Source organism: Corallococcus exercitus, from assembly GCF_042231735.1.
In the GTDB taxonomy this organism is placed as follows: Bacteria; Myxococcota; Myxococcia; order Myxococcales; family Myxococcaceae; genus Corallococcus; species Corallococcus exercitus_B.
The window spans coordinates 4,768,837-4,787,350 of sequence record NZ_CP102577.1; the positions used below are offsets into that span (position 1 = coordinate 4,768,837).

17 protein-coding genes are annotated in these 18,514 nt (G+C 71.3%); 5 read left to right on the forward strand and 12 right to left on the reverse strand.

Translation table 11 applies throughout. The features are described from left to right. Nucleotides 1–3 precede the first annotated feature (3 nt). Nucleotides 4–918, reverse strand: a complete 915-nt coding sequence (locus tag NR792_RS18475) for a lysostaphin resistance A-like protein (RefSeq protein WP_375761329.1) — start codon at nucleotides 916–918, stop codon at nucleotides 4–6. A 152-nt stretch (nucleotides 919–1,070) separates the two neighbouring features. Between NR792_RS18475 and NR792_RS18480 the strand changes: the two genes are divergently transcribed. The 4 genes from NR792_RS18480 (at nucleotide 1,071) to NR792_RS18495 (ending at nucleotide 3,728) form a co-directional block, all read left to right on the forward strand. Further along, nucleotides 1,071–1,517 (forward strand): Spy/CpxP family protein refolding chaperone, encoded by a 447-nt coding sequence (locus NR792_RS18480; RefSeq protein WP_375761330.1) that lies wholly within the window; start codon nucleotides 1,071–1,073, stop codon nucleotides 1,515–1,517. Between the two features lie 103 nt (nucleotides 1,518–1,620). Beyond that, nucleotides 1,621–2,430, forward strand: a complete 810-nt coding sequence (locus NR792_RS18485; RefSeq protein ID WP_375761646.1) for a hypothetical protein — start codon at nucleotides 1,621–1,623, stop codon at nucleotides 2,428–2,430. Next, nucleotides 2,427–3,308, forward strand: a complete 882-nt coding sequence (locus NR792_RS18490; RefSeq protein ID WP_375761331.1) for an aldo/keto reductase — start codon at nucleotides 2,427–2,429, stop codon at nucleotides 3,306–3,308. Before NR792_RS18485 ends, NR792_RS18490 begins: the two co-directional genes overlap by 4 nt. A gap of 138 nt (nucleotides 3,309–3,446) precedes the next feature. Beyond that, nucleotides 3,447–3,728, forward strand: coding sequence for a FruA-associating protein, FapA (locus NR792_RS18495; RefSeq protein ID WP_375761332.1), 282 nt, complete (start codon nucleotides 3,447–3,449; stop codon nucleotides 3,726–3,728). Nucleotides 3,729–3,740: 12 nt separating this feature from the next. Here NR792_RS18495 and NR792_RS18500 read toward each other — a convergent pair whose 3' ends face one another. The 5 genes from NR792_RS18500 to NR792_RS18520 all read right to left on the reverse strand — a co-directional run bounded on the left by NR792_RS18500 (nucleotide 3,741) and on the right by NR792_RS18520 (nucleotide 11,209). Further along, complete coding sequence (locus tag NR792_RS18500) at nucleotides 3,741–5,225, reverse strand: hypothetical protein (RefSeq protein WP_375761333.1); 1,485 nt, start codon at nucleotides 5,223–5,225, stop codon at nucleotides 3,741–3,743. 54 nt (nucleotides 5,226–5,279) lie between these two features. Beyond that, on the reverse strand, nucleotides 5,280–6,734 hold the full coding sequence (locus NR792_RS18505; RefSeq protein ID WP_375761334.1) for a hypothetical protein: 1,455 nt from the start codon (nucleotides 6,732–6,734) through the stop codon (nucleotides 5,280–5,282). Nucleotides 6,735–6,769: 35 nt separating this feature from the next. After that, entirely contained in the window at nucleotides 6,770–8,227 is a 1,458-nt protein-coding gene (locus NR792_RS18510; protein WP_375761335.1) for a hypothetical protein, read from the reverse strand. A gap of 52 nt (nucleotides 8,228–8,279) precedes the next feature. Beyond that, on the reverse strand, nucleotides 8,280–9,755 hold the full coding sequence (locus NR792_RS18515) for a hypothetical protein (protein WP_375761336.1): 1,476 nt from the start codon (nucleotides 9,753–9,755) through the stop codon (nucleotides 8,280–8,282). Between the two features lie 257 nt (nucleotides 9,756–10,012). Continuing rightward, nucleotides 10,013–11,209 (reverse strand): substrate-binding domain-containing protein, encoded by a 1,197-nt coding sequence (locus tag NR792_RS18520; protein WP_375761337.1) that lies wholly within the window; start codon nucleotides 11,207–11,209, stop codon nucleotides 10,013–10,015. Nucleotides 11,210–11,360: 151 nt separating this feature from the next. Between NR792_RS18520 and NR792_RS18525 the strand changes: the two genes are divergently transcribed. After that, nucleotides 11,361–12,191: a hypothetical protein gene (locus NR792_RS18525; RefSeq protein ID WP_375761338.1), complete on the forward strand. Its 831-nt coding sequence runs from the start codon at nucleotides 11,361–11,363 to the stop codon at nucleotides 12,189–12,191. A 29-nt stretch (nucleotides 12,192–12,220) separates the two neighbouring features. Here NR792_RS18525 and NR792_RS18530 read toward each other — a convergent pair whose 3' ends face one another. From NR792_RS18530 to NR792_RS18555, 6 genes are all read right to left on the reverse strand, one after another. Then, a complete protein-coding gene (locus tag NR792_RS18530) occupies nucleotides 12,221–13,087 on the reverse strand; it encodes a WGR domain-containing protein (protein ID WP_375761339.1) in 867 nt (288 codons plus the stop codon). 11 nt (nucleotides 13,088–13,098) lie between these two features. Then, nucleotides 13,099–14,073, reverse strand: a complete 975-nt coding sequence (locus NR792_RS18535; protein ID WP_375761340.1) for an NAD-dependent epimerase/dehydratase family protein — start codon at nucleotides 14,071–14,073, stop codon at nucleotides 13,099–13,101. A 77-nt stretch (nucleotides 14,074–14,150) separates the two neighbouring features. Then, nucleotides 14,151–15,338 (reverse strand): enhanced intracellular survival protein Eis, encoded by a 1,188-nt coding sequence (gene eis, locus NR792_RS18540; protein WP_375761341.1) that lies wholly within the window; start codon nucleotides 15,336–15,338, stop codon nucleotides 14,151–14,153. Nucleotides 15,339–15,419: 81 nt separating this feature from the next. After that, the gene (locus NR792_RS18545; RefSeq protein ID WP_375761342.1) at nucleotides 15,420–16,634 is read right to left on the reverse strand and encodes a P1 family peptidase; all 1,215 of its coding nucleotides are present in this window, start codon (nucleotides 16,632–16,634) and stop codon (nucleotides 15,420–15,422) included. Nucleotides 16,635–16,645: 11 nt separating this feature from the next. Continuing rightward, complete coding sequence (locus NR792_RS18550) at nucleotides 16,646–17,230, reverse strand: imm11 family protein (RefSeq protein WP_375761343.1); 585 nt, start codon at nucleotides 17,228–17,230, stop codon at nucleotides 16,646–16,648. After that, nucleotides 17,223–18,452: an AHH domain-containing protein gene (locus tag NR792_RS18555; RefSeq protein WP_375761344.1), complete on the reverse strand. Its 1,230-nt coding sequence runs from the start codon at nucleotides 18,450–18,452 to the stop codon at nucleotides 17,223–17,225. The genes NR792_RS18550 and NR792_RS18555 overlap by 8 nt, the downstream gene beginning before the upstream one ends. Between the last annotated feature and the right edge of the window lie 62 nt (nucleotides 18,453–18,514).

Genomic DNA, 18,514 nt, shown 5'->3' on the forward strand with positions numbered 1-18,514 from the left:
AGCTCATGCGCTCGCGAGCATCGCGGGCGCCTCTGTCTTCGGGGCCTCGGGGATGCGTCGCAGCAGCGTCACGGCGCCCACCACCACGAGCGCGCTCACGCAGAGCAGCGCCGTGTGCACGGTGGTCGGGTACTCGGATGACGGCGGCGCGTAGCGGCCGAGGAGGAAGGACGCCCCGTTGTTGAGGATGTGGACGAAGATGGGCAGCCGCACGCTTCCCGTGTGCACCGCGAGCCAGCCCAGGAACAAGGCCACCATCAGGGTAATGGGCCCGTGGACCGGATCCAGGTGCAGCAGGCCAAAGAGCGTGGCGGCCCCCACGACGCCCGCCCTGGGGCCCCAGCGCTCCACCAGCCGCGTCTGCACGTAGCCCCGGAAGAAGAGCTCCTCCGCCGTGCCCGCCACCGGCGAGCCGAAGAACAACAGCAGCGCGAAGGTCCCGAGCGGCCCCTGGCTCGCGGCCTCGAACCCCTTCAACGACCCCGTCCAGCTCCACGCCCCCGTGAGCACCGCCAGGCTCTCCAGGGACTGTCCCACCGCGAAGCAGCCCACCGCCGCCACGCCCCAGGCCCAGGCCGGCAGCGGCACCCCGGCCCGCAGGCGCAGCCGGTCGCGCAAGGGCTGAGGGGACAGCCGGCCACCCAGGAGCGCGAGGCTCAGCGCCACCGTACCGACCATCATCACCACCGCCACGGTCGGCCACGGCAGGGCCTCGACCTTCCCCTGCAGAGCCGCCTGGGCCACGCTGTCGCTCGGATCCACGCCCGCTTTCGCCGCCTCGATGCCCGTCGCGACGTGGTTCACGAGGACGCTCCCGGTGACGAGCAGCCCGAACATCACCACGAACGCGACCAGCACCGTCCACACGCGCGGGCGCCGCATGGGCGCGGAGACAACAGACTCAGACTGGGATTCCATGGCGCGCGACGTTAGTTCTCCCCGGTGCCCCCGTTGAAGCCCGCGCTTCACACTTCTTCACCCCCGGCTCAAACCACCGCAACCGGCGCCTTCCATCTTGGGTCCAGTCACGCAGCGGGAAAGACAACCCCACGCATCTGGAGCCACACGCCATGAAGAAGACGCTCGCCATCGCCGGTACCGCCGTCGTCGCCGTCACCCTGCTCACCGGCTTCGGCTGGGGCCGCCACCACCGCGGCACGCCCGACCCGGAGCGCATCCACCAGATGGTCACCTGGAAGGTGAACGACACGCTGGATGACCTGGACGCCACCGAGGCCCAGCGCACCTCCATCCACGCCGTGAAGGACCGCCTGCTCAACGAAGGCCACTCGCTCATGGAAGGCCAGCAGGCCGCCCGCGCCGAGGCCGTCACCCAGCTGGAGTCCGCCACGCCCGACGCCGCGAAGCTCCACGCCCTGGTGGACGCGCGCATCGACGCCGCGCGCGCCTTCGCCCACAAGGCGGTGGACGCCGTGCTCGAGGTCCACCGCACCCTCACCCCGGCCCAGCGCCAGGAGCTGGCCAGCGACCTCCGCGAACGCACCGGCGCGAAGTAGACCCACCCGGAAGGTCCCATCCCGGTGCGCGGGGCCTGACACATCCCGCGTCTCACCGTGAACCGTCATGGGCAGGGATGACGCGCGCGGTTATGGTCAGTCGGTGGATTACACCGACTACGCACGACGCATCCGCTCCCACGCCTCCCTGGGTGAGCTCTCTGAATACGGCCAGGTGAACGAAGGGGGGCGCGACTATCCCCTCTTCCGCCTCATCGTCCCTGGCGACCGCTGGCTCGTCATCACGTCCGGCTTCCATGGCGAGGAGCCCGCCGGCCCGCTGACGCTCGCCAGGCACCTGCCGGACATCGTCGCGTACGCGAAGTCGAAGGGTGTGGGCCTGCGCGTCTACCCGTGCATCAACCCCTCCGGCTTCGAGGACGGCACGCGCTACAACCGCAGCGGCGAGAAGCCCAACAACGACTTCATGCGCTACGAGATCGCCCCCGGCGAGTGGCGCGGCGAGCTGGTGGGCGACCCGCCCATCCTCCGCTGGGCCCTGTACGACGGCGGCCCCAAGGAGACGCGCGCCGTGCGCGGTGACCTGGCCCGCTTCCCCGCCCCGGACGCCGCGCTCGACATCCACCAGGACAACTACCTGGGCGGCGTCGCCACGTACGCGTACACGTTCGGAGACACCGCCGCCTACCGTCCGCTGATGGAGGCCGCCGCCGCGCACGCCACGGTGGTGAAGAGCCGCAAGGTGGATGACAACGCCTACGCCGACGAGAACGGCCTCATCTTCTTCCACGACGGCAGCGTCACCGACTGGTACATGCGCCAGGGCGTGCCGTATGCCGCCGCGCTGGAGACCACCACGCCCACGACGCAGGACGCGTGCGACGCGGTGAACCTCATCTGGATCCGCGGCTTCATCGACCTGGCCGCGCGTGGCGAGGGCCCCACCCGATGATTCAACGTCCCCTGGGAAACAGCGGCCTCACGGTGTCCGCGCTCGGCTTCGGCGCGGGGCCCGTGGGCAATGAGGCGCTGAGCGACTCCGACGCGGAGGCCCTGCTCCACGGCGTGCTGGACGCGGGCATCACCCTCATCGACACCGCGCCCAGCTACGGCGTGTCCGAGGAGAGAATCGGCCGGTTCCTCGGCGCGCGCCGCCGGGAGTTCGTGCTGTCCACCAAGTGCGGCTACGGCGTGCCCGGCGTGGAGGACTGGACGCCCGAGTGCATCACGCGCGGCGTGGACCTGGCCCTCCAGCGGCTGCGCACCGACGTGATTGACGTGCTGCACTTCCACTCGTGCCCGCCGGACGTGCTCCACCGCCCGGGGCTGGTGGAGGCGCTCACCCGCGCGGTGCAGGCGGGCAAGGTGCGCGCCGCCGCGTACTCAGGCGACAACGCCGGGCTGGACGCCGCGCTGGAGACGGGCGCCTTCGCCGTGGTGCAGACGTCCGTGAACCTCTTCGACCAGCGCGCGCTGGACCACGGCGTGGCGAAGGCCCGGGAGCGCGGCGTGGGCGTCATCGCCAAGCGGCCCCTGGCCAACGCGCCGTGGCGCTTCCCGGGGCGCCCCCACGCGCACGACGTGGGCGAGTACTGGGACCGCATGCAGCGCATGGCCCTCCAGACGGACGGCCTGGACTGGCCGGAGCTGGCGCTGCGCTTCACCGCGTTCGCGCCCGGCGTCGCCACCTGCATCGTGGGCACCACGCGGCTGGACAACCTGCGCGCCAACGCGCGCACCCTGGAGCAGGGCCCCCTCCCCGAGGCCACCTTTCAGGGCATCCGGGACGCCTTCCGGCGCCAGGGGCAGGGTTGGGAAGGCGTCATCTGACGCAGCCCGTCAGGGTGACGTTCCGTCAAGCAGCGAAGATTTCAGCGCGATCAACTGCTCACCATCGACGTTTGTCTCGTCCATGCGGGCCGGGTGCCTGCTCTTGGGTGCGTGCCAACCATCCGGTCCATGAACGTGATGCCAGAGTTTGAGAAGGATGGAGAGTCGGCGGAGATGCACCCCACGGCGCTGGACCTGAACCAGGTCGAGCCCACTCCGCAGGTGGCGAACTGGCTGCGCATGCGCGCCAGCCAGTGGCTCACCATGGCGCAGAAGGACTTCAACGAAGCCCTCTTCGCGCGGGACGGTTCGGAGGCGTCGTTCGACCGCTATGCCGACGCCCGCTCGGAGCTGGACTCCGCGGAGGCCTGGGCGCTGCGCGTCGCGGAGCTCCTCGCCCAGGCCGCGCAGGCGCGGTAGGCCCCCGGGGACTCAGAGCGCGATGCGCTGGAGGGTCGTCGAGCCGAGACCGCCATCCGGGGCCCACTCGGCCCCGTTCAGGTAGAGCGTGGGTGGCGCCGCCCGGGTGAGGGACTGGAGGGGAGAGCCTTCGACGGCGCCCACCTCCTCCACCCCCGTCTCGTCCCAGAGGGAGAGGACGTTCTCCACACCGCCGTCCGCATTCGCCTTCGGATTCACGAAGACGAACCGCTGCTGCCCCGGCACGAAGTCGAAGACCGTCGTGTTGACCTGCCGCGGGAAGGTGAGCCGCTGCTGGCCCGAAGCGCCTTCCCAGCTCAGGGTCCGGGGCCCCAGCTGGTTCCGCAGGTCGTAGGTCATCCACGCCACCGTCGACAGGTCATCGCTCACGGCGGGCTCCCGGTCGATGGAGCCCCCTCGATAGGAGAACTCCACCCCCGGGCTGCTCATCAGCCTGTAGGTCGCCGAGCAACGAACGCCGAAGCAATCCGTGGCCGAGCAGAAGAGCACCGGCTTGCCGCGCCCCTGCCGGAGGCGGCAGGCCGTGGAGCTGAACCGGGTGCACCCCTGCGAGGTACACGAGACGGAGCTATAGCTCGGGGGAAACGTCCCGCCGTTGGTCGCCGTGCTGAGGATGAAGGTGTCCTCGTCGAAGAACGCGAACTCCCACATGCTCCCTTCGCTCGGTGGGACGACCACGTCCCAGAGCAGGGTCTGCGTCCCGTTCTCGTACATCTGGAGGTGCCACTCGGGAGTGAGCCGCGCGAAGCGGTTTCCGCTCGGGGAGACGCGCAGCCAGCTGGAGGGAGCCCCTGCGGCTTCCGCGAGCGTTCCCAGCTCCGTGTCGAAGACCCACGCGCGCTCGCCCCGCTGCATCCACAGGAAGCGCTCTCCCATGAAGAGCCCCAGCGCGTCGGCCGGAGCCGCCTCGACCTGGGTCACCGCCTCGACCTGGCACGTCCCCCCAGCGCACGCCGCGGGGAACACCCGGCGCAGCTCCGAGCCGCCCTCGGCGGTCCGCTCGAGGAAGAGGGCATACGGGGTGGCGCCCTCCTTCACCACGACGTTGCCCCAGACCTGCGTGCTCATCACGGAGGCATCCGCGTCCCCCGGCCGCCACAGCCAGGCGGTGTTGAGCCCATTCGGTCCCGGATGGGTGAGGACCAGGACGCTGCCATCACGGCTGAAGGCTCCGCCCTGGACCGCTGGGGCGATGCGCCGGGTCTCCCCGCTCGCCAGGTCCTGGACCACCGTGGCGCTTCCATCCCGCTCCACCGCGACGAGCCACCGCTGTGAAGCATCCACGTCCATCAGGTGCACGTTCTGCCTCAGCGTCTGGATGGGAGGCCCCGCGTCCACTCCCGCGTCGGGCTCGACGCCAGCATCGACACCCGCATCGACGCCGGCATCCGGCACGTCGGGGTCCCCCTTGCAGTGACTCAATCCCATCCCGAGCAACACCAGCCCCAGGACCTTCCAGGCATTTCGCAATGACATGTGTTTCTCCCACTTCAACAGGCGTCCACGCCGGCCCGGCGGACGCCCCCCGCCTCAGAGCGCGAAGCGCTGGAGGACCGTCGAGATACCGCCATCCGCCTGCTGCCTGGTCCCGTTCAGGTAGAGCATGGGCGGCTCCATCCGGATGATGGCGCGGCTGGGATAACCTTCGACGACTCCCAGCGCCTCCACGCCCGTCTCGTCCCACGCGGAGAGGACATTCTCCACGCCGCCATCCGCATCCGCCTTCGGATTGACGAAGACGAACCGCTGCTGTCCCGGCACGAAGTCGAAGACGTTCGTGTTGATCTGCTTCGGGAAGGTGAGCGGTCGCACGTACGGCGTGCGGTGCCAGCTCAGGGTCCGGGTGCCCAGATGCTCCCGCAGCTCGTAGGTCATCCACACCGCCGTCGTCAGGTCATCGCTCACGGCGGGCGCGTGGTCGATGAGAGAACCCACCGAGGAGAACACCTCACCCGGCTGTCTCATCAACTTGTAGCTCATCGTGCAGCGATTGCCGAAGCAGTCCAGGGCCGCGCAGGAGAGCACCGTCCCGCCGCGCACCGTCCGGGGCTCGCAGACCGTGGATCCCATCCAGGTGCAACCCCGCGAAGTGCAGGAATAGGAGCCCTGATCCGGTGGCAGCTGCCCGACAGGGGCCGACCTGCCGACGATGACGGTGTCCTCGTCGAAGAACTCGAACCGCCAGACGCCCAGGTCGCTCGGCGGCACGGCCACGTCCCAGAGCAGGGTCTGCGTGAGGGTCTCGTACACCTGGACGTGCTGCTCCGAGGTGAGCCGCGCGAAGCGGTTTCCGCTGGGCGAGATGCCCAGCAAGCAGGACCGATCCCCTCCGGCCTCCGCGAGCGCGCCCAGCTCCGTATCGAAGGCCCACCCACGCGTGTCCAGCTTCATCCACAGGAAGCGCTCTCCCGTGAGGAGGCCCGGCTCGTAGGCCGAGCCCGCCTCGACCTGCGCGACCGTCTCGACCTGGCACGCGCGCCCATCACACTCCGAAGGGAACACCCTGCTCAGGTCCGCCCCGCCGTCGGCGGTCCGCTCGACGAAGGCGACGTAGGGGGCAGCGCCCTCCTTCACCGCCACGCGGCCCCAGACCCGCGTGCCCATCACGGACGCCTCCGCGTCACCGGGCCGCCACAGCCAGGCGCTGCCGAGCCCCTCCTGTGGCGCGCTGGCGAGGACCAGGACGCCGCCATCGCTCGTGAAGGACCCGCTCTGGACCGGAGGGGCGATGCGCCGCGTCTCCCCGCTCGCCAGTTCGTGGACCACCGTGCCGCCATCCAGCTCCACCGCGATGAGCCGCCGCTGCCAGGCATCCACGTCCACCAGGAAGGCGTCCCGCATCACCGTCTGGACCGGGGAGCCCGCGTCCCATCCCGCGTCGGGCTCGACGCCAGCATCCGGCACGTCGGGGTCCCCCTTGCAGTGGCTCAATCCCATCCCCAGCAACACCAGGCCCAGGGCCCTGCCAGCAATTCGCAATGACATACGATTCTCCAGACACCCGGCACTTCGAGGCCTGACTACGGGAGCGGCACGCGAATGACGGAGGTGGGCCAGCCGTCTCCCCGGGTGACGGTCATGTACAGCGTGGGCGGGTTGTCACGCACCATGGGAGGAATGGGGTTCAGGAAGGGCGCATCCTTCAACACGGCCAGGTCGGACACGGCCTCCCCATCCCAGAGGGACAGCCGGTGTTCGGTCTTGCCCTCCGCGGGGGTGAGCACCCGGGAGAACAGCACCTGGCGGGCGTCTGGCGTGAACGTGAACAGGACGTTGTCAACCAGGCCCTCCAGCGGCGCCTGGCGCGTCCCCTCCGGCGCATTCCAGCGGAGCGTGTCCACCCTCGCGCCGCCCTGGGTCTCGCGCACGGTCCAGGCCTGATTCCGGAGGTCCGCGCTGAAGGCGGGGTACACCGAGGCGCGGCTGGTGGTCGCGGTGTCGACGAGCACGTGCCCCGTGACATCCAGGTACTCCGCGTCCCGGGTGAAATCGTTCGGCGTGAGCCATCTATCGATGAGACAGAGCACCACCCCCGGGCTGCGCTCCCAGTTCCGGCAGAGCCCCCCTTCCATGTCCCTGCAGCCCGTCGCATCACAGGCGACGGAGTCGGTCTCCGGCGTGCGGTCCGCCTTGATGTTCAGGATGAGGGTCCCCCCGTCCGTCATGAAGGCGTTGGAGACGTGCCAGTCCTTGCGCGTGGCCTCGTCCCGCCAGACCTGCTCCCACTGGAGCGTCCGCGTGGCCGTGTCGAACACCTGGACGTGGTTCGCCGCGTCGAACAGGGCGTAGCGGGCGCCGTCCGCGGCGAGGACCGGGTAGGCCGCCGTCGGGCCCAGCTCCGTGAGGGTCCTGGACGGCACGTCGATGAGCCACGCCTGGGTGCCCTCCGAAGCGAGCAGCGTCGTCCCACCCGCCAGGAAGCTGAGGTTCCGCGACGGGACCTCGAGTGCGGTCCAGAGCGGACATGCCTCAAAGGTACAGGTGTCCGTGCGTGCCACGCGCACGGAGTTCATCCCCGACCCCGGGTCGTACTCTTTGAAGGCGACGAAGGACATCCCCGGGTCATGGGCCACGGACCAGGCCCGGGTGGTCAGCGCAATGGCCGCCGGCGTCCCGGGCCGCCACAGCCACACCGTCCGGCCGAGCCCCTCCCCCTGGGGGCTCCAGAGCACCACGGCGCCGCCATCACTCGCGACGACGGCCCGCTCCGCCGTGCCGGCGATCCGCGACGGCTCCCCCGAGGGCAGCGCCTGCGCGTAGGTGCCGTCCACCTTCACGGACAGGAGGAAGGTCTGCCGGGCATCCACCTCCAGCAACTTCGCGTCCCGCACCATCGTCTGGGCCGGGGGCACGTCCGCGTCGACGCCGGCATCCGGCACGTCGGGGTCCCCCTTGCAGTGGCTCAATCCCATCCCCAGCAACACCAGGCCCAGGGCCCTGCCGACGCTTCGCAATGACATACGGTTCTCCAGGTTCAACAGGCGTCCCGCGCCGGCCCGGCGGACGCATCAGGGTCAGGATGTCCAGGTGCTACAGCGGCACGCGGAGGATGGAGAGGGAGTGCGTCCCGTCCGGCCGCGGCTGGCGGACGTCCAGGTAGAGCGTGGGAGGCTGGTCCCGCAGGATTCCCGATTCCGCGGGCGTCCCCTCCACCCAGCCCAGGTCGACCACCTTCTCCCGGTCCCAGGTCCAGAGGTGGTCCACCGGCGTGCCGTCGGCCTGCTGCACCGCCTGGCGGTACAGCAGCCGCTTCGGCTCCGGGGTGAACAGGAACGGCTGCGTCGGCTGCGGGCCCTGCAGCAGCAGCTTCGACGTCGCGTTGTTCACGGACCACTCCAGGAGGAAGCCCGTGCCCGCCTGCGGCTTCAACCGCGCCGCGTCCAGGAAGCCCTGGGAGAAGACGGGGCCCATCCAGGTGTCGCTCTCTCCAGCCTTGAAGAGCCAGGCCGCCGCGCTGTCCCGGTACGAATTGACGAAGTCGCACCGCACGAAGGGACACAGCTCCTCGCGGCAGTAGATGGCCGGCTGGCCGCTGACCCGCTCGGGCCAGCACTCGTTCTTCGAGACGGCCACGGTGCATCCCGAGGACGTGCACTTGGAGAGCGAGTGCCCCAGCGGAACGCCCTGCGGTGCGCCCCGGTACGGGCCCTGCGTGTTCACGAGGACGTGCACCTCGTCCAGCATCATGGGGGCGCCAGCCGGCAGCCACCCGGGCTGGTACTCCTCGTCCCGCCAGACGTGGTCCCACAGCTGGGCCCCGGTGGCGGTGTCGAACAGCACGACGTGGTTGTCCACCGCCCAGCCGTAGCGGGTCCCCCCGGGGGAGAAGACCGGCGCCGCCGGAAGCGTGCCCAGGGCCGACACCGTGTCGGAGGCCGCGTCGATCAACGTGGCCCGCATCCCATCCAGGAGGAACAACGTCCCCCCGCCGTTCCAGAGCCTCGCGTCCGCCCCCTGGGCCTGCACCGGCGTCGAAGGCACGCAGGCGCCGGGAGCGCAGGTGGCCATCCGCGCCACGCGGACGGAGCGCGCGCCGTTCTCCCCCTCTTCCAGGAAGGCGACATAGGAGAGCGCGCGGTCATGGAGCACGCCCCCCCGGGCGCTCGAGGTGAGGGGAATGAGGTCGGAGGCGCCCGGCCGCCAGAGCCAGACCTTCCGCAGGCCCCCCACCGCCTCGCTCCACAGCACCGCGGAGCTGCCGTCGCTCGCGCCGTAGGCGGCCTCCACGGCGTCCGCGATGCGCACGGGTTCACCCGCGGGCAGGGACTGCGCGTAGGTGCCGTCCTTACGGAGGGAGATAAGGAACGTCTGGCTTTCGTCCACGTGCAACAGGCGCGCGTCCCGCGTCACCGTCGTGAGGGGAACTCCCGCGTCCTCACCGGGGGGCGTTCCCGCGTCCTCACCACCGCCGCCCGGTTCCGAATGGCAGGCGGTCAGCAACAGCGCCAGCAGCCCCAGCATCCTCCGGGTGCTTCCGGCGAGAGACCGGCGTTCATGCACGGGCATGGGATTCTTCCCAATCATGGAAGGGATACGCCCGCGGCCGGCCCGGCGGGCTGGAGAAAGTCGGCGGAGGGGAGGGATTCCTGACGGCCGGACGCAATGGCAGACATTCCAGTGCCTGGCCACGGAAGCGGCGCGTCACGGCGAGGCCTTGTCATCTGGACTTCCCCCTCGACCCCTGGGTGCACCCCGGCCCGGCACCCGCGCGGGGAAGCTATCACGGCGGTCCGCTTCGCTTGCACGGCCCCGCAGTGCGTCTTTCAGCGCCCCACGCCCATGCGCGTCCAGAGCTCCAGCAGCGTGCGCAGCACGGACGCGTCCGGCACGTCCGCCGCGGGTGGCACGTCCACGCGGATGCCCTGCGCGGCCAGCCGCGTGAACGGGTTGTCCGCGTCCGGCGTCTTCAGCGGCACCGAGGGGTCCGCCGGCCGGAAGCCGAACGCCAGCGCCCGGGCCTGCACCGCCGGGCTGCGCAGGAAGGCCACCCACTCCAGCGCCGCCTCGCGCTGCTCGGGCGTCACCCAGTCCGCCTGGAGCACCGCCGCCGGGTGGTCGCTCCACAGCGTCACCGGCGGATAGTCCACCCGCAGCTGCCCCCAGCGCCCCTGCGCGTTCCCCAGGTGCGCGATGGCCAGGCTCTCGTACACCAGCGCCAGGTCGTAGCGGGACGGCCCGAAGCGCACCAGGTCCGTCATGAACGTGCCCGTGGACGGCTCGAAGCGCGTCACGCCCCGCTCCAAGCCCTGGAGCCACGCCTGATAGCCCGGGTCCAGCAGGTCCGCCTCCTTCACGCTCGCGCGCCGGCCCAGGTACTCCAGCGTCGCGGACAGGAGCGCCTGCAGGCCGGAGTTGGACTTCGTGGGGTCCGTGTGGCCCAGCTTCACGAAGCCCCACTCCGGAGGGCCGCCCACCGAGGGCCAGCCCCGGTCGCTCGCCACCGCGCGCTGGAGCGTCTTCCACGACAGGGCCCCGCCGCCGCCCGCCTTGCGCAGCACGTCCATCCGGTCCTGCCAGCCCACGAACACCAGCGGCGTAATCACCAGCGGATGCGGCATGGCCTCGCCCTGCGTGGCGAAGAGCGGCCCGTGCGAGGGCTCCGTCGCCCAGTCCGCCGCGAGCATGCGCAGTTCCGCGCTGTCCGCCGGGCTCCACACCGTGGGCTTCTCCCGCCCCTCCAGGATGGCCCGCGCAGCCTCCAGCGAGCCCCGCCCCACCAGCGTCACCCGCACGTGCGGGTGCGTCCGCTGGAAGTCCGCGAGCGCCGCCTCCACCCACGCCCGCTTCTCCGTGCTGTAGAGGAACGTGATGTCCGTCACCCGCCGCCGCGACGGCAGCGGCGCGGACGCGGACGCGGGCTCCGGCGTCACCGCGCGGGGCGCCACCGGGGCGGCCAGCAGGTAGAACACCCCCAGCGCCGCGGCCAGCACGCCAATGAGGAGGAGGAGGCGGGGCTTCATGTCCCCCCTCGTACTCCGGTCCGCATCCCCGGAAAGCCCGGATGCACTTTTGTCACAACCCTGTCACTCACGGCCTCTCCCCCGGCCGCTCCCCCTCCAGGAGAGTTGCCGCAGGTTTGTTTGTCCTCCAATGGATGGCACAATGCGACGGATGATGACACTGGCTCGAAGCATCGCGCTCCTGGGACTGGGAGCGGTCTTCGGGGGCTGCGCGGCGAAGCAGTCCCCTCCCATCCAGCGCTACGCGCTGGGCATGTCCCGGGCGGAGTACCGGGACTACGCGGGGGCGAAGGCGAGCCCCTGTGACGCGGAGCCGCGCTGGTTCCAGGACGAGCTGACCGCGGTGAACGGCCTGCTGGCGCGCTTCGTCAAGGAGACGGAGCAGGCCGAGGACCTGAAGGCGCTGGAGCACGCGAAGCACCTGGCGCTGCTGGAGGAGGGGCTGCGCACGCTGCCCCCGGTGCTGAAGGTGCACGAGGCCAACCTCCGCGCGCTGACGTCCTGCGACTTCCGGCGCACGGGGGCGTTCCCGGACCTGGCCCAGCGCGGCGCGACACTGCTCACGGAGGCGCGGGAGCGGATGGCGCTGGGGCCCCGGATCCAGGCGGCCGCGGCGCTGCGCGAGGCGCAGAAGCAGTGGCGCGAACAGGGCCCGGAGCGCGAGGCGAAGGCGCGCGCGACGTGGTGCCCGCAGGACCCGAAGGTGGGCCAGCCGGACCTCTACTTCGCGCGGCTGTCGCCGGAGGGGCGCACCGAGTGGTTCTTCTGCGACGGCCACGTCGTGGAGAAGTCCGGCGACGCGGAGCCCGCGCTGCTGAGCCCGGAGGGGCTGTCGAAGTGGGAGCGCCGGCGGGTGCAGCCGAAGAAGTACCTGGACGCGGCGCGGGACTACCCGGCGTCGGAGATGGACCGCCAGCCCACGGCCGCCACCCTCGAGGGCACGGCCTCGTCCGGCGGCAGCGCGGCGGGAAGCGCGCCCTAGCCCGGGGCGTGACGCGCGGGCGTCCGGCGTCACGCTCCCAGCCGGGCGAGCCGCTTCGACAGGTGCGCGTCGCCGCCCGCGTCCACGCCGCCCACGAAGGCGGACAGCGAGTGGCCCGCGCCGGACAGGTGGGCCTCCACGTGCGGCTTGAGCTTCGCCCAGCGCTTCGTCCACGCGTCCTCGGAGCCGTCTCGCAGCTCGGGGCGTTCCGTGAGGAGCGCCGTCACGCGCAGCGCCAGCTCCGGGTCGGAGAGCGTCCGCGCGGCGGCCACGCCCGGAGGCACCGAGCCCGCGGGCGCCGCCTTCCACATCTCCGCCGCGCGCTGGAAGGCCGCGACGTCCACCTGGGACAAGAGCCCCAGCGCGTGGCGCACCGGCAGCCGGCCCTCCGCCTTGGGCCCCACCACGTGCGCCATCAGCGCGGCGAAGGGCGCGGCCAGGGCCGGGTGCGCCGCGGGGTCCACGCCGCCCAGCGCGCGGAGCGCCTGTCGGGCCTTGCGCGCGAGCCGCGTCACCTTCCAGCTGGGGCCCTTGAGGCGGGACTGGAGCCGCGTGAGCGAGGCGGCCGCGGCGGCCACGGCCTCCGGGCCGGGCGTGGCGGGAGCCACGCGGCGCGGCAGCACGAGCGCGGGGGGCGGGGCGGCGGCCTTCGGGGGCGGGGCGGCCGGGGCCGCGGTGGAGCCCGCCTCGGCGCCGACCTCCGCGTAGCCCTCGCGCACCTTCTCCGCGACCTTCTTGTTGTACTCCTTCAGGGCCGCGTCTTCGTCCGGGAAGACCTTCTCCTTGCGCTGCCCCGCGGTGCCGATGCGGCCGTAGGTGACGATGAACGTGGCGCCCTGCACCTCGGGCATCCAGAACTTGGAGCTGTTGCCGTCGACGAACTCGAACCTGCGCATGGACGCGGAGGCTACTCCACCTTCGCGGCCAGCGCGCGCAGTCCCTCCTCGCGCGACACGCTGCCCGCGTAGCCCAGCTCCAGCCGGGCCTTCTCGTCGCTCACCGTCACCTCCTGGCCCGCGAGCAGCAGCTCCGTGCGCGACAGGGGCGGCGCGCTCTTGAGGCCCAGGAGGTCCCAGACGAAGTCGCTGACCACGGCCACGGTCGCGGCCAGCGCGGTGGGCATGGACTTGTCCCCGGGCTCCACGCCCTGCGTCTTCAGGAGCGCGGTGACGAAGGCGCGAAACTCCACGGGCGGGCCGTCGGTGAGGAAGTACACCTGGCCGCCCTGCCCCTTCTCCGCGGCCAGCAGCATCCCCTCCACCAGGTTGGCCACGTGGCAGGTGGACGTGAGGTAGTGCCCGCCGCCAATCCAGCGGAAGCGCCCGGACTTCACCGCGGCGACCAGCGCGGGCAGCACCGTGGTGTCCCCCGGTCCCCAGACCATCCGGGGCCGCACGGCGACGGTGGTGAACTCCGGCGAGCTGACCTGGAGCACGAGCCGCTCGGCCTGCCCCTTGGTGGACGGGTACGGGCCCACGGGACGCTCTGGCAGCGGGTGCGTTTCGTGGAGGTTCGCCATGGGGCCGCCGTCCACCAGCACGGCCTCCGTGCTCACGTGCACGAAGCGCTTCACGCCCGCCGCGCGCGCCGCCTCCAGCACGGCCTCCGTGCCGCGCACGTTGGCTTCGTAGAAGGCCGCGCGGGGACCGGACAGCTTCACGTGCGCGGCGGCGTGGAAGACGGTGTCGCAGCCCTCCATGCCCAGGCGCAGGCGCTCCGGGTCGGAGAGGTCACCCTCCCACGGCTCGCCGCCCGCGGCCCGGACGACGTCCGCGGCGTTGAGCGAGCGGGCCAGCGCGCGCGCCGGCTCCCCGCGCTTCGCGAGCGCCGCGAGCAGGTGCTTCCCGACGAACCCCGAGCCACCGGTGACGAACGCGCGCACGTGTGAAGCCTCCTTCCGCCAGAGGACGCCGCTCCTACCACTGCCGGCGGGGCGCGGGGTAGCCCCGCGCCCGCGCGTCAGAACATGTCGCGCAGCGAGGGGGCGGGGCCCGTGAACAGGGCGCTGGCGGTGTCGAGCGAGCTGTCGTCCGCGCTCAGCATGCCGGCGAGCTGGAGCGCGCGGGGCGCGAGGAAGCCGGTGTAGAGCGGCGCCAGGGCGCGCACGTGCAGCTTGAGGCGGCCCTCGCCGCCCGGCCGGACGCGGGCGGTGCCGCCCTCCACCTCCAGCACGAAGCGCCCCGTGTTCTCCGGGAAGAGGTCGTCCTCCACGTCCAGGTGGAGCGCGCCGGACAGGCCCGTGGGGTAGCCGCGCGCCTCCAGGGCCTGGGGCACGTTCAAGAGGCGCGTCATCCAGTGCATGGAGAGCTTCACCTGGTAGGTCTGCTCCCGCAGCAGCGCGAGGAGCGGCTCGTCCGCGCCGCCGTGCCACATCACGTCCTGCGCCAGCGAGCGGTGGTCGCCCAGGAACCGCAGCAGCCGGCGCGCGGCGGCGGGCGTGGTGGCGGTGAGGTCCGTGAGCTTCAGCACCTGCTTGTAGACGGTGCTCTGGGGCGCGAGGTTCCGGACGAGGTACACGTAGCCCTCCACGCCGGAAGCGCCCTCCACGACGTAGCCGTAGGCGGTGTCGCCGCGGGGCGTGCGCACGCGCCGCCAGATGTAGGGCCCCCGGTCCAGCCAGCCATGGTGCCGTGCGGCGAAGCGCCGGTAGCACGCCTCCACCGCCGCGTCGTCGGACGGGCGCATGGGGCGCAGGGACAGCGAGCGCTCGCCCAATTCCAGCGCGGCCGCGTCGACGTGGATTTCGTAGCGCGCGCCGGAGACCTCGTAGCCCACGCGCCGGTAGAGCGGCTGCGTCGCGGGGTAGAGGGCGGAGAGCGGGGCGCCCTCGTCGCGCATCTCCCGCAGGAAGCGGTGGAACAGGCGCGTGGCGGCGCCCGCGCCCCGGTGCGCGGGAGCGACGCCCACGCCACCCACGCCGATGAGCGGCACCGAGCGGCCGCCCAGGAACTGGCCCATGCGGATGAGGGTGAGGGTCGCGGCCACTTCGCGGTTCACGCGCAGGATGCGCAGCGAGGACTCCGCGAAGTTCTTTCGCACCGCGGTCTCGGAGTCCGCGAGCTGCATGGCGAACGCCTGCGCGGTGATGTCCGCGATGGCGGCCAGTTCCTGCTCATCCCTCGGAGGTCCGTACGCTTCCGTCTCCATCCCGCATCCCCTTTTGCTGGCGTCAGGCGGCGCAGCATGGCGCAGCGGGTGGAGCCCGGGGAAGGCCGGAGGGCTCCGCCGCTATTTCCCAGGCTTCGGGGCCGGAGGCAGGCGCCCTGACTTGCGCAGGGCCTTCACCAGCCGGTCCGGCGGCAGGCCGTGGACGCGGGCGCCCTGGTTGCCCGTCATGGTGTCGGACGCGAGCATCGCGTTCAGGATGGCCTCCTGGGTGGCCTGCACGGTGGCCTCGAAGACGGGGGTGATCCGCTCGTTGTCGAGCATGGAGACCGGGGCGACGGAGGCGTCCTTCGGATTGACGACGGGCTGGGTGGAGAACGCGAGGAAGATGTCGCCGGAGGAGTTCTCTCCCAGGCCGCCCATCTTCCCAATCGCGAGCGGCACCCGCCGGGCCACGCGGTCGAGCTGGTGTGGCAGGAGCGGCGCGTCGGTGGCCACCACGACGATGATGGAGCCCAGGCCTTCCGGATGGGTGGGGCGGGTGCTGGCGCGCCGCGAGCACGGGGGCAGCTGGGAGAAGAAGGGGCCCTTCGGAGCGGTGTCGCCGGTGTAGCAGGCGCGCAGGTCCGCGATCTCCTCGCCCACGGGAGCGCCCGCGACGGAGAAGAGGCGGCGGCTGCCGTAGTTGCACTGCACGAGCACGCCGACGGTGTAGCCCCCCTGCTCCGCCGGGAGCTTGCGGGAGGACGTGCCGATGCCGCCCTTGAAGCCATGACAGACCATGCCGGTGCCGCCGCCCACGGAGCCCTCCGCGACGGGGCCGGGGCGCGCGGCGTCGAGCGCCTGCATCGCGTGCGGGGGCCGGACGTGGAAGCCGTCGATGTCGTGCAGGAGGCCATCCCAGGTCTCCGCGACCACGGGCAGGCCCAGCTCCCAGGTGAGGTTGCGTTTCTGGGCCCAGGTGATGACGCCCTCGTGCACGGCGCCCACGGCGTGGGTGTCGCTGATCATCACGGGGCCGGAGAGCAGCCCGGACTCCTTCACCCAGTGGGCGCCGGTCATCTCACCGCTGCCATTGAGGTCATGGGTCGCCGCGAAGACAGGCTGGGCGACGGCGTCGCGGCCCCGGGGCAGCACGGCGGTGACGCCGGTCCGGACCTGTGCACCGGTGATCAGCGTGGTGTGGCCCACCTCCACGCCCTTCACGTCGGTGATGGCATTGAGCGCGCCGGGCTGTCCTCCGAAGGGGATGCCCAGGTCACTGGAGCGAGGACGGGGAGTGCCTGTGATTGGCAGGAGGCAGAGCAGGCCCAGGAGGACGGCGGGACGAAGTTCCATGGGCCCGGGTTCTACACCTCGACGAACTGACCTCCCACGATGCCGGTCTGCTCCAGGGCGGACTTGAGTTCTCCATCGACGATGAGCGCGGGCCGCCATCCCCACAGGCGGAACACGCGCTCGTCAGCCACCCTTCCCTTGTCAATGCGCAACCCGCCGATGTCTCGATATTCCCCCACCTTTTCGGGCTGCCCGTCTTCGGGCCTCCAGAATTGGACCTCTTCGCTCGCCACTTCATCAACACAGCGGACCGTGCGAGTCACGACCAGGAGGAAGTAGGGCTCGTTCTGGCCCTCGACCTGCACGGGAAAGAGCTGCACGTCGTTGGGGGCCAGCGCGCGAAAAACCTCTGCTGTCCGAGGACTGAGAACGGGCGTGATCCCTACGCCAGCTGAAGTGAAGTCCAGGGCAATCCCAGGACGGGAGAGCGGAACACGCAGCGGCCCCGGGTCAGGGATGGGCGTCCCGCGCGTGAACTCCCACGGGTCATCCAGTGGTTGACCGTCGAGCTGGGTCGGTGTCTTGAAGTACCACCGTCCCGGCACATACACGTCGATGCTCAGGTCGAAGAACCGCCGTTCCATCGCGTCAGGCATCGGGATTCCGGGTGATGAGCTTGCGCAAGCGGGTGCCCGCGGTTGTCAGGTCTTTTGCGATGGCCGCCAGGACGTCCACCAACGCAGTCCGGCACTGAGCGACACCTCGACATTCCGCCATCGCCTGGGTGAGACGATTGAACACGGATTGATGGTACTCCGCAGGATGAGGTCCTCGATGCCCGTTGATTCGAACCAGGTTCGCCGCGTCATTGAGGCTCATTCCCGCCTGCTCGAAGAACGGTTCGAAGATGGGCGTCCAGGGGCCGCCCGACAGCTCCGACACCTCGTTCTTGTCCGTGCAGATGTGATGGACGTCGCCTTCAGGGTCGCCCTGGATTCCGCCCCCAGGTCCCATGGCGACGGCCGCCACGGCGGTCGGCGCGAGCGTGACGTTGAGCACTCCTGCGGACGACAGGGAGATGGCCCTCACCTCACCGGCCAGCGCCCGCGACAGCTGGAACCCTGCCCCGGCCTCCGCGCTCAAGGCCGCCTGCGGGAAGCCCGGCATCCGGGGCCCCTGCGCGGCCATCGCGTTCCTGCCCCCCAGTGCCGTCATCGCGACGATGACCAGCACCCGGGCCCCGTTGTCCCCAAGCACTCGCCCGAAGCGATGCCCCGCATCCCTGAGGGCAGCCTCGTCCCGGGCGTCCCGCGATTCATCCATGAGCCGCAAGAAGGCCTGCCCCAGGTTCCACACGGGCCCCGTGCCCAGATACGCGATGAGCGAAGCCGTCAGCGCCACCGCGACCAGCTTGGTGATGGGCTCCGGTGCGACCAGCATCACCATCGCGGTGCCGATCATCGTCGTGACCATGGCCCGAAGCACGGCGGGATCCATCAGGTCCTCCATCGCCTCCGCGACTCCCTCCCAGACCGTATCGAGCGCGAAGGAGAGCGCCATCCTCCGCCGCTCCATCGGGTCCAGGGTGAAGTCATCGCTCAAGCTGAGCACCTGCCGGCCTCGGGCCCCGTCGACGATGCCGCCCGTGGACGCGAGCAGGGAGCGCCGGCCCTCCTCCCGGAACGCAACGTCCAGCTTCAGCTCGAGCACCAGTTGGGTGACGGCGTTCTTGAACGCCTCCTCGTCAACCCGGACCGGCTCCGTCTCCACCGGCGTATAGGCAATGGGCCTGCCCCGCCCCGTGTCGAGATTCACCACGCGCGTCGTCGCGCAGCCCGCTGCCAGCCACAGCAGCACGGCCATTGCCCAGAGCCTCATGCGCCCTCCCAGGCCTCACGGATCCGACGAGACCACCCGCTCCGGCTCCAGCACTTCCCGCG